The sequence below is a fragment of the Bacteroides sp. D2 genome (assembly GCF_025147085.1).
Lineage (GTDB): Bacteria > Bacteroidota > Bacteroidia > Bacteroidales > Bacteroidaceae > Bacteroides.
In genome coordinates this window covers 4,940,946-4,955,984 of sequence record NZ_CP102261.1, presented here as the reverse complement: position 1 = coordinate 4,955,984, position 15,039 = coordinate 4,940,946, and the positions used below count along the sequence as shown (strand labels likewise).

The 15,039-nt window shown below is 40.8% G+C and carries 8 protein-coding genes and 1 pseudogene; 1 reads left to right on the top strand and 8 read right to left on the bottom strand.

What is annotated here, in order from left to right; all coding sequences use genetic code 11:
- Positions 1 to 71: 71 nt before the first annotated feature.
- Positions 72 to 4,061, top strand: a complete 3,990-nt coding sequence (locus tag NQ505_RS18030) for a hybrid sensor histidine kinase/response regulator transcription factor (RefSeq protein ID WP_008999623.1) — start codon at positions 72 to 74, stop codon at positions 4,059 to 4,061.
- A gap of 131 nt (positions 4,062 to 4,192) precedes the next feature.
- Here the strand turns inward: NQ505_RS18030 and NQ505_RS18025 are convergent, their stop codons facing one another.
- The 8 genes and pseudogenes from NQ505_RS18025 to NQ505_RS17990 all read right to left on the bottom strand — a co-directional run bounded on the left by NQ505_RS18025 (position 4,193) and on the right by NQ505_RS17990 (position 14,981).
- Entirely contained in the window at positions 4,193 to 4,705 is a 513-nt protein-coding gene (locus tag NQ505_RS18025) for a hypothetical protein (RefSeq protein WP_004296005.1), read from the bottom strand.
- Positions 4,706 to 4,718: 13 nt separating this feature from the next.
- Positions 4,719 to 6,608, bottom strand: a complete 1,890-nt coding sequence (locus tag NQ505_RS18020; RefSeq protein ID WP_008999622.1) for a TonB-dependent receptor — start codon at positions 6,606 to 6,608, stop codon at positions 4,719 to 4,721.
- Between the two features lie 30 nt (positions 6,609 to 6,638).
- On the bottom strand, positions 6,639 to 7,058 hold the full coding sequence (locus NQ505_RS18015; protein WP_008999621.1) for a DUF1893 domain-containing protein: 420 nt from the start codon (positions 7,056 to 7,058) through the stop codon (positions 6,639 to 6,641).
- A gap of 8 nt (positions 7,059 to 7,066) precedes the next feature.
- Positions 7,067 to 8,470, bottom strand: a complete 1,404-nt coding sequence (locus NQ505_RS18010; protein WP_007760340.1) for an aldo/keto reductase — start codon at positions 8,468 to 8,470, stop codon at positions 7,067 to 7,069.
- Positions 8,471 to 8,489: 19 nt separating this feature from the next.
- Complete coding sequence (locus NQ505_RS18005) at positions 8,490 to 9,998, bottom strand: 4Fe-4S binding protein (protein WP_008999620.1); 1,509 nt, start codon at positions 9,996 to 9,998, stop codon at positions 8,490 to 8,492.
- 187 nt (positions 9,999 to 10,185) lie between these two features.
- Positions 10,186 to 11,289, bottom strand: a complete 1,104-nt coding sequence (locus tag NQ505_RS18000; protein ID WP_008999619.1) for an MBL fold metallo-hydrolase — start codon at positions 11,287 to 11,289, stop codon at positions 10,186 to 10,188.
- A 148-nt stretch (positions 11,290 to 11,437) separates the two neighbouring features.
- Positions 11,438 to 13,883, bottom strand: a pseudogene (locus NQ505_RS17995) (TonB-dependent receptor).
- A 123-nt stretch (positions 13,884 to 14,006) separates the two neighbouring features.
- Entirely contained in the window at positions 14,007 to 14,981 is a 975-nt protein-coding gene (locus NQ505_RS17990; protein ID WP_008999617.1) for a FecR family protein, read from the bottom strand.
- Positions 14,982 to 15,039 lie beyond the last annotated feature (58 nt).

Below are 15,039 nucleotides of genomic sequence, written 5' to 3'. Positions count from 1 at the left end.
GCTTTTGTCTAGTTTCGTTAACTGTTATATTTATATGATCGTTAGAAGTAGTTTAAAAAACAACTGTTTATATGAAATACATTGTATATATTCTTCTCTTTTTTCCTGTTTGGGTTACAGCACAAACATACAAATATATAGGAATAGAAGATGGCTTGAGCAATCGCCGGATATTCAATATTCAGAAAGATGCCCAGGGCTATATGTGGTTCCTTACAAATGAAGGGATGGACCGATACAACGGTAAAGATATAAAACACTATAAATTAAATAAAGAAGGTAATACTTTAGACGCTCCCATACGTCTGGGATGGCTGTATACAGAACCGCATATAGGCATCTGGGTGATTGGCAAGCAAGGGAGAATCTTTCAATATGACGCTAATAAAGATGATTTCAGAATGGTATATAGATTACCGGATACTTCTGAAACAATTAGCTGTGGTTATTTGGACCGGAATAATAATATTTGGTTATGTCGCAAGGATACTGTATTGCTTTATAATATTAAAGATGCTCGTATCTTCCAATTCCCTAATGTGCTTCACAGTAGTATCACGGCAATAGAGCAAGTAGATGAGCACCATTTCTTTATAGCAACGGAGACAGGCGTACGATATGTCAAACAGGAAAATAATGTTTTAGAGATTATACCTGTTGAAACATTAGACTATTTCCATGCTCAGGTGAGTGAACTGTATTTTCATCAGCAATTAAAAAGACTGTTTATCGGTTCATTTGAAAGAGGAGTTTTTGTGTATGATACGAATACGCAGGAAATTATACGGCCGGACGCTGACCTTAGTGACGTAAACATAGCTCGTATCAGCCCTTTGAATGAAACGGAACTGTTGATTGCAACCGAAGGGATGGGAGTATATAAAGTTGATGTAAACACGTGTAAACTGGAACATTACATTGTAGCCAACTATCAGAGTTATAATGAAATGAACGGAAATAACATCAATGATGTCTTTGTAGATGAAGAAAAACGAATATGGCTCGCCAATTATCCTACCGGGATCACAATAATGGATAACCGCTATGAAAATTATCATTGGATGAAACATTCCATGGGTAATCACCAATCGCTAATCAACGATCAGGTACATGCGGTTATTGAAGACGAGGATGGCGATTTATGGTTTGGAACCAGTAATGGTATTAGTCTTTATCAGTCAAAAACTGGTAAATGGCATTCGTTCCTAAGTTCTTTTGACCAACAGATAAAAGATAAAAACCATATCTTTATTACTTTATGTGAAGTATCTCCCGGAGTTATATGGGCAGGAGGATATACTTCCGGCATTTATAAGATAAACAAGAATACGTTGTCAGTTGAATACTTCTCTCCTTACCTGCTTTCTCACGTCAATATGCGCCCGGATAAGTATATTCGTGATATAATTAAGGATTCAAGAGGATATATCTGGTCGGGTGGATATTACAATCTAAAATGTTTTAATTTGGCAACTAACAGTGTCCGTCTATATCCTGGTTTGAATTCCATCACATCGATTGTTGAAAAAGACAAAGACACTATGTGGATTGGAACTGTTAACGGATTGTATCTATTAAATCGAAATTCTGGTGAGTATCAGTATATTAAGATGGAGATAGGAGCTGTTTATATCAATGCGCTATACCAGGCAGATAATGGGTTGCTATATATCGGAACAAATGGTGTGGGAGTATTTGTGTACAATCATCAAGATAAAACATTTGAGCACTATTTTTCTGATAATTCCGCATTGGTTTCAAATAGAATATTTACCATACTTCCGGAAGTAAACGGGCGTATAATGATGAGTACGGAGAACGGAATAACTTGTTTTCATACGAAAGAAAAGATATTCAATAACTGGACCAGAGGAGAAGGATTGTTACCTGCTTACTTTAATGCATCCGCAGGAACAGTGCGTAAGAATAAAGGTTTTGTATTTGGAAGCACAGACGGAGCAATTGAATTCCCGGTAAATGTAAAATTCCCGGATTATAAGTTCTCTAGGTTAATATTCAGTGACTTCCATCTGTCTTATCAACCTGTTTATCCGGGTGTCAAGGATTCCCCTTTACAGAAGAGTATTGATGAGACAGATGTGTTAGAACTGGAATATGATGAGAATACGTTTTCATTTGAAGTTTCTACAATCAATTATGATTCTCCCGGAAATGCACTATATTCGTGGAAATTAGAAGGCTTTTATGAGAAATGGACTCAACCGGGAGCAAATAATTTGATTCGTTTTACCAATTTGCCTCCAGGTAGATATATTCTTCATGTACGTGCTATATCCAGAGAAGAACATGACATTGTTTTTCAGGAACATGCTATGAAAATTATCATCACGCAACCTTTTTGGTCGAGTTGGTGGGCTATCTTGTGTTATATTCTGTTGGTAATAGGGGGATTTTATTTCGTTCTACGTGTGATAAATCTAAGAAAACAAAAGAATATATCTGATGAAAAAACGCAGTTCTTTATCAATACAGCTCATGATATACGTACCCCATTAACTTTGATAAAAGCACCCTTGGAGGAATTACTGGAAGAAGAGACTCTAACCGACAATGGAATAACCCGTACGAATATTGCATTGAGGAATGTGGAATCTCTTTTGCGATTGGTCAGCAATCTGATTAATTTTGAACGAACGGATATATATTCCTCTAAAATGAGTGTTTCTGAGTATGAACTGAATAGCTATATGAATGAAATATATGATACATTCTCTTCTTATGCAGCTATTAAGCGTATTGAGTATACATACGAGAGTACTTTCAGCTATCTGAATGTATTGTTTGATAAGGAGAAGATGGATTCTATTTTGAAGAATATAATATCGAACTCGCTAAAATATACTCCGGAAAGTGGAAAGGTCAATATTTCCGTATCTGATACGAACGATTCATGGAAAGTGATTATCAAGGATACAGGTATCGGTATTCCTGCCAGTGAACAAAGTAAGTTGTTCAAGCTACATTTTCGTGCGAGCAATGCCATTAACTCCAAAGTGACAGGTAGTGGTATAGGATTAATGCTGGTGGGAAAACTGGTCAGCCTTCATGGTGGTAAGATTAGTGTAGAGAGTGTTGAACATCAAGGCACGACAATCAAAATAGTCTTTCCGAAAAGCAATAAGAACTTTCAAAATACCGGTGAGGAAGCACCCTCTAAATTTGAAGCGTTGGCTCCTGTCCTACCTACCCCCAATGTACCTGCAAAAGCAACTGCTACCATAGATAATCCAAATTTGCAACGGATTCTTGTTGTAGAAGACAATGATGAATTACGTTCTTATCTGGTCAGTTCATTATCTTCTATATATAATGTACAAGCTTGTGCCAATGGAAAGGAAGCATTGATTATTATAAAAGAGTTTTGGCCGGAACTGGTACTTTCTGATATTATGATGCCGGAGATGGGAGGAGACGAATTGTGTGTCGCTATCAAAAGTGATATTGAGACTTCACATATTCCTGTATTGTTGCTCACAGCTTTAGGAGATGAAAATAATATTCTTGACGGTTTGTCCATTGGTGCGGACGAATACCTCATCAAACCTTTCAGCGTGAAAATTCTGCGGGCAAATATTGCTAACTTACTGGCAAACCGGGAACTGTTGCGCATGAGATATGCCAATCTGGATATAGAAAAAACGATGGTTCCGTCTGCAAACGGCACTAACAGCCTTGATTGGAAGTTTATATCAAATGCTAAGAAAATCGTGGATGAGAATATAAACAACCCTGAATTTTCCGTTGATGTGCTCTGTGAATCAAGTGGTATGAGCCGTACCAGTTTCTATTGTAAATTGAAAGCATTGACGGGACAGTCTCCGACAGAGTTTATTCGGGTGATGCGTTTGAAACGTGCTACCGAGTTACTGAAAGAGGGTGGATATGCTATTAATGAGATTTCAGACATGGTTGGATTTTCTGAAACTAAATATTTCCGGGAAGTATTCAAAAAATACTATAAGATGAGTCCGAGCAGGTATGCTAAAGAAGGAGGTAATCCCGCTGCTACTGAGCTGGAAGATGATGACGAAGAAGATTGATAAATAAAAAGCGAATAGATACGTTGTATTTAAAAAAGTTCTCCTCTGTTATGGGTATCTATAACAGAGGAGAACTTTCTTTTTCAAGGCTTATAACTCTTTTCAGGGAAAAGCGGTTATTGATAAGGAAGTTATTTGCGAATCAAATATCTAATGAATAAATAACCTCCGAATACTTGCAGGCACATTCCGGGAATTCCAATGCGGAAATCCTGAATGGCATTGTAGAAATTTCCTATATACATCCACTCTCCCAATGTCCCTACAACTTGATAGGTAAGTACTACGCCAACCAATACCGGGATGGAGATACGTCCGAAACGTTGTGCGGCCCAACCGGCAGCAATGGCGAGCAATACGGACTTTAATAAAATAGCAGGCAGCACCACCGGCATCGGCATACCAAAAAGTGAGGAGTTGATAATAGGGGAAAGAACAGCAGTCAGCAGACCGACTTTCCACCCGTACTTATAAGCTCCGATCAGTGTGAAGAAATAGATAGGCAGCCAGGTTATTCCTCCTTGCGGTATGAGATGAAAAAATTGGGGAAAAAGGATGTTGCCAACGATGAATAACGAGGCTGCCAGATAAGTTCTCACATTGCCGTAATTCAGCGAATAGAGTTTTACAGTAGTTGATTCCATATCATTTTATTATTTAAAAGTTCAAATTAATACCACCCATAAACGTAGCTTTGGGCATGGGATAACCTGCATTTATTTCATAACGCTGTGCCAGCAGGTTCTCTCCTTTTATGAAGAGGTTAGCGAAACGGCAGACACGATAATTCCCACGAAGATTCCATAAAACAAAATGATCCTGTTGCTCGCTACCCTTTACAACAGAAGTATAAAGTCCTTTCACATATTGTACTCCAGTCGATATACTCCAACGTCCGGAAGTATAGTCCGCCCCTGCATACAATTTATGTTCGGGGGCAGCAAGAACGGGATTCTCCATGTGCAACCAGCTATAATTGGCGTTCACATTCCAGTGTGAATTGATGTGGTAGCCTATATTCGTTTCAACTCCCCAATTCTCTATCTCTCCGGAATTGATATTCAATGGAGGAAAGAGTCCGTTTGACATAATCAGATTGTCGCCATTGATATAGTAAAGGCTGATTCCATAGGACAATGCCCCTTCCAGCAGACGTTGTGAATAGGAAAGTTCATAGTTGATTAGTTTTTCCGGTTTCAATTCCGGGTTGGCAGGAGGAAACATATACATCTCACGAATGGTTGGATTACGGTATCCTTTGCTGACCATTGCTTTAAGTTCTGCATTCTTGGGTAAATGAAAAGCCAGTCCGCCTTGTGGAATCCATTCTGTACCTACGTGTGAATGGTGGTCTACACGAATACCTGCGTCCAGTGAGAACCAACTGCTGATATCCTGACGGAAATCAACGTATCCGGCAAACTCATCCATTTGCTTGTCTACTCCCGGAGTATGTTCACCCGTAGCCAGTACTTTGTTCCATGATTCACCTCCGAAGTGTTGATAATCAAATCCTACGGTCAAACGATTACCGGTAAAGAAAGTGGCACTCTGATACCATGATACACCCAGCATTTTGTCTTTAGAGTTGAAATGTGATTTTTGCGGTTCTTTTCCTATCTGATAGCCATCATTGATTTTATGCCGTCCCCAGTTATAGAAAAAGCTCAAACCTCCTGAAGTCTTTTCATAATGATTTTCCAAAGCGAACGATGTCATTCCACGAGTGATACGAGAATCGTTGTCAATCAGTGGTACTTGGATAGTCCCCGGATTGGAAGCATTAAAATGGGTTACATTCACATCTCCCCATACTTTCCAGAAAGAACTGATATCATAACCTAACTTTGCGTATCCACCATATTGCTCGAATCCCATATCGGGACGATGTCCATCTGTACGATTATATGATCCGGTTACGACGCTACTGAAACGTCCCTTCTTGACACGGTTGGAAAATTCAGTCTGCAACGTGTTATATGAACCGTACCCAACTTGCATATTCGTCTTCACACCTTCTTCCTGTTGCCGACGGGTAACAATATTAATCACACCACCCATGGCATTCGAACCATAAAGTACAGATGCAGGACCACGTAAAACTTCCACTTTCTCTGCCATCATAGATTGATAAGCATCCGCTATCGGATGTCCCATCAACCCCATGTACTGGGGATGACCGTCAATCAGTACCAATAATCCCGCTGTCGGACTACCACCGATACCACGCAAGCTCATGCCACCTGCAGCTCCGGTAGATACGCCATATCCCATGATGCCACGACTGGTAGTGAATAATCCCGGTACCTGCTCCGTTAACAACGGCAAAAGAGAAGGCTCATATCTTTTCTCAATTTGTTGCCTGCCGACTACGGAAATGGTCATCGGAAGATGACGCACATCGGTTTCATTACGTGTTCCGGTGACTACGACTTCATCAATCATATAATTTCTTCCGGCCTGTATGCTATCCTTTTTAGTATGTGCCATTCCCGAGAGGGAAAGCAAGCTACCGAACAGGAATAAACAAGCTGTATTTCTTCTCATACTTTATTTCGTGTTTCAAGTTTCTTCTTTTTACTTCTTATTTCTGATCTTTTCCAGAAAATCGCGGATCAGTGGTAATATTTCTTCTGCTGATTCCACTTCGCTGCACATTGTCTCTACAGGACATCCTCCTGTATGGTTACGGTTCCAGATAAAAGGTACTTCCTCTGTAAAACCAACTTTTATATCTGATTTCTGAAGCAACTCCAGAGCTTTGGTACTGATAATATCGGTATATAACTCTTTGATACCTCCCAGAATCATCAGGGCGGCAGCTCCCTTTCCAACCACCTTATCAGCAATCGAGGCTCCTTTAAGAAACTCCGGTTCCTGGGTCAGTAAATCATAGATATCAGCCACACCGCGTTGAGTGAAAGTACGGATTTCTCCTTTGTTGGCAATAGTACAGGAATATCCTCCTGTATGTAGTAAATTGATTAATTCTTCCATCTTTTCTTTTATAAAGTACCTTGTTTCAATTGTTCTACGAACTGATCTATCCGATGCAGCTCTTTCGGAATATCAATGTTCTGCGGACAGTGTGCCACACACTGGTTACAACCGATGCAATGGCTTGCCTGACGAAGTTTGGGCACGCTACGGTCATATCCGACTAGGAAAGCACGCCGGGCTTTCGCATAATTCTCATCCTGCCCGTTCCTGGGGACATTCCCTTCATTGACGCAACGGTTGTAATGTAACAACACAGCAGGTATATCCAACCCATACGGACATGGCATACAATATTTGCAGTCGTTGCAAGGGATCGTTGGATATTTCAACATTAATTGTGCCGTTTCTTCGAGAAACTCTTTTTCTTCATCTGTCAACGGTTCCAAAGGAGAATAAGTGCGGAGATTATCTTGCAGATGCTCCATATAAGTCATACCACTTAATACAGTCAGAATGTCCGGAAATGAACCGGCAAAACGGAAAGCCCAGGAAGCGACACTGCTTTCCGGACGGCGTTGTTTGAGCCGTGCCACCAGGTTGTCATTCAATTTAGACAAACGACCTCCTAAAAGCGGTTCCATGATGATAGATGGAATTCCTCGTTTATGCAGTTCTCCATACAGATATTCAGCATCCGTATTCCGGGTATTGGTTTCTTTGGCATGTTTCCAGTCTACATAGTTCAATTGTATCTGTACGAAATCCCACTTGAATTCATCGTGCCGTGAAAGCAGATAGTCATACACTTCGATATCCCCATGATAGGAGAATCCCAAATTGCGGATACGTCCTGCCTCCCGTTCTTTCACCAGAAAGTCAAGCATTCCGTTATCCAGGTAGCGTCCTTTAAGGGCTTCCATTCCTCCCATGCCGATGCCGTGAAGCAGCATATAATCAATGTAATCTACCTGCAGGTCTGCAAACGATTTGTGGTACATCTTGAGCGATGCTTCACGAGACCATGTATCGGGAGAGAAATTGGATAACTTGGTGGCGATATAATATTTGTCACGGGGATGACGGCTCAATGCAATACCCGTTGCCTTTTCGGAAAAGCCCTGTACGTATGCCGGAGATGTATCGAAATAGTTTACTCCGTGAGCGATTGCATAATCAATCAGTCCATTCACGGCATCCTGGTCGATTACTTCACCATTACCGTTGGGAGCAGGTTTGAGAGGCCAACGCATACAACCATATCCCAAGAGTGAAACACGGTCACCGGTAGTCGGAGACGTGCGGTAAGTCATTTTATCGGTAGGCACCTCTCCTTCTCCTGTTGCGCTGCTTGAAGAGGAAGTACCTTTTGAAGAGCATCCGTATAATAGCCCTGTCGATGTGGCTGCACTAATACCTACAATCTTAATGAAATCTCTTCTATTTATATCTTTCTTATTTTTATCTTCCATAATCTTATACTGATTTAGATCAAATAATTCTATGCATCTGATGTCCTGTCACATAAATAGCGCTGAAAGGACGGGACGGACAAAGGTTCTCACACGCCCCACAACCGATACATTTTTCTACATTTACTACCGGAATCTTTGGAGAATCTGTTTTTTCAGGATCGGAAGTTACCATCTGTATGGCACCTGTCGGACAATGGCGGGCACAGTTGCCACATTCCATTCCATCTGTCAAAGGTACACAGTTCTCTTTAATCCATACGGCATGTCCGATCTGAATAGCTGATTTCTCGGCAAGACTGGTGAGATGAATAGCGCCGGCGGGACAAACTTCCGAACATTTAGTACATTCGGGACGGCAATATCCACGTTCGTATGACATTTCCGGTTGCATCAATGTCAATAGGTTGTCCGATGGGCGCAATACCTGGTTGGGACAAACAGAGACACATAATTGGCAGGCTGTGCAATGTTGAGTGAAATTGCGTGCGCTTAATGCACCGGGAGGATAGATCGGATTTTCTCTTTGGGGAATCTTTTTATCTTCGATAGTAGCCAATCCTCCGTCTACTTTTTTCTCTTGTGCTTTCAGTACAGAAGTTGTTGCAAAAATGGCCGATGCTGAAAGGAAGCTACGACGGGCATTGTCTACCTGTTCAGTAGTGACAGACTTTGCTTTCGTATCTTCGCTCGTAGCTGTTTCGTTCTTAGGTTTCCGTCTTGTGTATGTAATGGCTCCATGCTTACACTTTCCGATGCAATCCATGCAAGTCACACAACGGCTATAATCTATTTCATGAGCTTTCGGATTAATACACGATGCTTTGCAATTGCGGGCACACAAACCGCAACTATTGCATTTGGAAGTATCAATTACCGGTTTGAATATTGCATATTTGGATATAAACCCTAATACAGTACCTACGGGGCAGATCGTATTACAATAGGTTCGTCCGTTGCGCCACGCCAGAATGAAAAGAACAACAAGGGTAACAATGGCAAGCAGCATCGTCGAAAGACTCTTTATCCATACATCTACCTCATAAAAAGCATAACTATCCATTCGTTCGGCGAAGTACGCCAACAGGTTGTTTCCCCATTGCCAGACCGGTGCAAAAAGACTGGAAGCTATCCGGCCATAAGCACTATACGGTGCCAGCAAAATAGCCAAAGAGTTCAATCCTGCAACCATCATGATAATGAATACTCCTAAAACGCCATGCCGCAACCATTTCATTGCTGGTGAATAACGGAACCGGTTTTTCTTTTGTTTGCCGGATACCCACGAAACAATGTCCTGAAACACTCCCAACGGACAAATAACAGAGCAGTAGATACGTCCGAACAGGAATGTAAGTACAACTAAAAACAATACGACACCTATGTTCAAGGCTAATAAAGCCGGCAGAAATTGAATTTTCGCCAACCATCCGAACCATGTGTGCAATGTACCCGTGAAGTCGAGAAAGAGCAGGGTAATAAGTGTAAAGCACACAATGGCGGTTGTAAGTCTGATAGTACGTAGCATAAACTAATTAATTTTCAATTTATAGTAGTTATATCTAAATGTCTAAAACTGTCAGGATTGAACCATCTATATTTCAACTTTGCAAAGTTAATCAGGGAAATTTGTTTTTCAACTATACAAATTACAGAATGTTTTACCAATTTTACTGATAACAGACGGGAAAACCTTTAGCCGATTGGGTAAAGCACTATTTTTCTAATGCCACGACCTCTCCAATCTCCGGAATCAATACATTCAGAGAATCTTTATTCTTCATCTCTTCTGCATTTTTGAGAGGTTCATCCCAACGATGTTTGGCCAACGCATATTTAGAATGATGTACGGTCAGAACTCTTTTCGCTTTTAAATCTCTGGCCGTCTGTGCCATATACTGGGGCATCAAATGGATCAAGCTCCATTCTTCGTTGTATTGTCCGTTTTCGAGGATTGCAAGGTCGATGTCCGGAAATCGGTTACCTATTTCTGCGTAATGCGTATCATATCCTCCGTCTCCGCCGATGTATATCTTTTGTGAAGGAGTTTCTAACAGGAAGGAAGCCCAAAGTGACTGGTTGGCAGTAAGTCCGCGACCGGAGAAATGGCGGGCAGGCAAACAATGTATCATAAAGCCCGGAGCGAGGTTTGCGTCTTCATTCCAGTCAAGTTCTATCAGACGCTCTTTATCAAATCCCCAATATTCGAAATGTTCGCCAACACCCAACGGACAAATCACTGCTCCAATCCGGTCTTTTAATTTTTTGACCGTGTTGTAATCCAAATGATCCCAATGATCGTGACTAATCACGAGATAATCAATGTCCGGCATATCATCGGGTGTATAAAGTTCCGTACCTTTGAATGGCTTGTTGACAAAAGATACGGGAGAAGCCATACAAAATACCGGGTCAACCAATATTCGCTTTCCTCCCGTTTGAATCAGGTAAGATGAATGTCCGAACCATACCAATATTTCTTCATTAGGGTCAATCTTGCGTAAATCCGTTTTTATTGCTTTGACAGCCTGTTCGGGGCGCAAACCGTCTATCTTTCTGAAAATGAACTCCCAGATTCCGCTAAAACGTCCCCTGTCGGAAGTCATCAATAGGGTTTCATGCTGATTTTTAAATTCTCCGTTTCTGTAATTAGGAGATTTCATGACTCTTTCCAGCCGTTCCCCATGGGGAGTTCTGCCGAAACTGGCTTGATTGATAAAAACAATGACTGACACCGCCAGCAATGCTATTACAGCTAATATACATCCTACAATCATACGTGCTTTGAATTTCTTGAATATGATACGCATATAATTCATAACTAAATTATTTCACGCAGCAAATATACAGGTATTCAGAGAGCTTGTTAGTATATATATTACAGATTGTTATACCATAATTACTGAAAGCAGTTGCCTGTTGGGTGTCAGTCTATTGTGTGAACAAACCCTTTTCTTGTTCAGTTATTTAGAAATAAATTTTGTAGCTGATGTTCGGAATCAGACCCGCTCCGTCTTTTTCTTCTACTACACTCGTTCTTTCATTGTATTGATAGAAATGCATTCCGGTGCGCATACCCACATTCAGTATTTTCAGAGAAAACTCGTGGGATACTCTTTTCTTATTGATCCGAAAGCTGATGGAAACATCACCGTTTATAGATGGATTGAATCGTTTAGTATAGGCTTTGCTCTCGTCAAAGACGATGTCTTTTTCTTCCTGACTTTTTTCTTCATCCACAGGTGTATAGCGTCCTCCTCCCTGAAAGAACAGACGGCCGTTTACACTTAATACATTCTGTTTGAGTCTGCCAACCATCCATTCTTTTCCGGCGAGCAGGTTCACTAAAAAACTTTTATCCAGTCTCGTATTTCGCCAGATACGGTCTCCTCCCCTATATTTCGATTTGAATAATGAAGCTGTAATCATATAGTAGAAGCCGTTTTTCATGTATTGTTCCAGTGTTATATCTATTCCATAGTTTTTGGCTATTCCGGTGTTTGTCAATATGCGGTCTAAATAGAATTCTTCATAATTGATAATCGAAAAGGAGGAGTTTTCCTCAACTGGTATGTGGAACAAGTATTGATAATAGGGTTCTATTTTCAGATGTAGGGTCTGATTGATATTCCAGTCATAAGTGAATCCGAAATGATGTGCCTTTGAGAAGTCCAGGTACCGGTTTGATTCCTTTTTACCATTGATTATCTGTTCAACAAAGTAATAGTCGAGCCTTTCCCGACGGCTATGCAAGCCGTAAGCAGCTGCTAAAGAATGTGCAGGATTTATTTTCCATTTAAGGGCAACTCTCGGTTCTATCGACCAGTTCTTGTTTAAAGTAAAATATTGTCCGGTAACCCCTAAACTGGTTGTCAGATTGTTGCTCAAGTTTATTACGGAACTACTATATGCCGAGAGGACTGTGCTTTCTCCACTGCCTTTCGATATTTGCTCCATAGGTTTGTTTAATCCCAAATAAGGGCTGACTTTGTAATCAAGATCATATTTAAGTTCCGTAATGGTAATCCCTGTTCTGTTGGTATGCCTCGGACTGAATTTCTTATTCAGATATGAATTGAATACTAAATTCCATCTACTATTCTGAATATCTGCTACATTAATAATAGCGTCGTCGGTATGTAAGTCTGCCAATGAACGGTCTTTGGAATAGGTAGCGGATAGAGAAGAACGGATATAAGTATTTTCATCCAGTACATATTTGTGCGCTAAGCCACCTGCCAGCTTATCCAGTTTATTATATCCTGACGACCGGTCTCCCATCGTTTCCCATTCGGAACGTTCCAAAACATCTGCTTTATTCCTGTCTATCAATCCTAATCCCCAGATCGAAAAGGTTCCGGCTTTACGTGTGGGAAAATTTAGTTTGAAGGCTAAATCCTGATATTTCAGGTTGATGTCATTACCCGATGCCAGTGAAGTAGTAGAAAAACGATAATTCACCAGATAGGAACTTCCCCGTTTTTTACTGATAGGACCTTCCGAAGCTAAATCTATGCCCATGAGTCCGACCTGAAAGGCGTGTTCGTACTTCTGATTATTACCATTGCGCAAATGCATATCGAAAACACCGGATAAGGCATTACTGTATTCCGCTGGGAAAGCTCCATTATAGAAATCGGAGTTTCCGATAACTTGCGTGCTTAAAGCAGACAGAAATCCCCCTCCCAGCCCTGCTAAATCGGCAAAATGAGTCGGATTAGGTATTTCAATTCCCTCCAGTCTCCATTGGGTAAATTGCGGAGCGTTTCCCCGGATGGCGACCGCATTGGTACCGACATCTCCTGCCACTCCAGCAAATGCAGAACTTAACCGTGCCGGATCATCAAACCCATTGGCAAATCGGGACGCTTCTTCAATACTAATCATACGCCCTCCCGTAATAGCCATCGGGTTGACTGTCCGGTCTTTTTTTATTTCCGGTTTGACAAGCACTTCAGCCAAATCCTGCACATTTTCATCCATAGGGATTTCTACAAATACTTCTTTGGATGATGTGACAGACACTTCGCTAATGATACTTGGGCGATACCCCATAAAAGATGCCTGAATATTATAACGTCCTATCGGGACGTTATTAATCCGGAAATTTCCCCGGTTGTCAGTTGAGCCTCCCAGTGAAGGTTTCTCTGCTATACAGACGGAGGCATATTCTATTGGCGTATTGGTTTTGGAATCAACAACGATTCCTCTTATGGTTTGAGTCAGTTTTTGTATATCATCATTGGCAGGCTTTTGCCGGTTATCTTGCAAAGAAATAATAATATGATATCCTTTTATTTTGTATGGTAATCTTTTTTTCTTTGTTCTGTGCGACAGTTGTAAGAGAGAGAAAAGTAAAAAATAAAAAAATGGCGAGCTTAGCTGCCCGTTTATTCGTATTAATTCGATTCATTATTCTATATTTGTATGTTGATACTTCATTTTACGTCACTTGTTGAATGAGGATAGGCATTTCAGAACTGGGAAGAGGGTCTCAAGCTGCTTCCCGGTTCTTTTTGTTCATAGGCTGTTTCTTTTATGGTTGGGTTAATACTATTTTATTTTCATGTTGTTGATAATCAAAGCCGATGATATCTTTCAAGATATTCAGTATTTCATCCAGATCTTCATCTTTCAGAAATTTGACAGTATATCGTTTGGACGCAGGGATATTTGCCTCATTATCAATCGTGGTGTTATAGTGTCTTTCGAGGGTTCGGAATATTTCTCCGGCAGTAGCATTGGTAAAGATCAGTTTTCCCACTACCCAACTGTTGGTGTCATGAGTATCTATCACTGATATATGGATGTCTGACGACTTCTTATCGTATGTAAGCTGTTCATTGGGTTTAAGTATCCGGGGAGGTTGGGACTGGACGCTCACTTCTACCTTGCCGCTCGTCAGTGTAGTTGTTATTTTTTCATCACCAGGATAGGCTTTCACGTTGAATTTGGTTCCGAGAACCTTTACGGAAAGCTGGGGAACTTCCACGATGAAGGGGCTTGCAGTATCTTTTTGGACAGAGAAATAAGCTTCACCGTTAAGAATGACCAAACGTTTATCTTTAGCAAAAGTTTCCGGATATAAAATGGTGCTTCCCGCATTCAACCAAACTTCCGAACTGTCCGGCAAGATTAGACGTTTCTGTTCTCCATAAGCAACGGATACCTCTATCATCTCGTTTTGTGGAGAAAGATAGCAGAACATTCCTCCTGCTAATAAAAGCAATGGAACAACAACTGCGGCAACACGGGCAAACCTCTGATAAGAAGCGATGCCCGTCAGATGTTCTTTATTGTATCCGGTTCTTAAATTCACCCGTTCCAGTGAGGCATAAGTGCTCGAATCGGCTTCTACGTCCAATTCATTCCAATAATCTAATGAAGCTTTTGCTTTCGCCTGCTGGTCTTTATCTTTAATGATCCACTTTTGCACTTTCTCTTCCGTTTCGGATGGAAAGCGGGCGGAAAGGAACATTCTGATGATTTTGGTGATATTACTTTTCTCCATTTTTACTGCACTTTACTATATATACAGTTAGGTGGCAAAAAGCTCAATAAGAAAATGA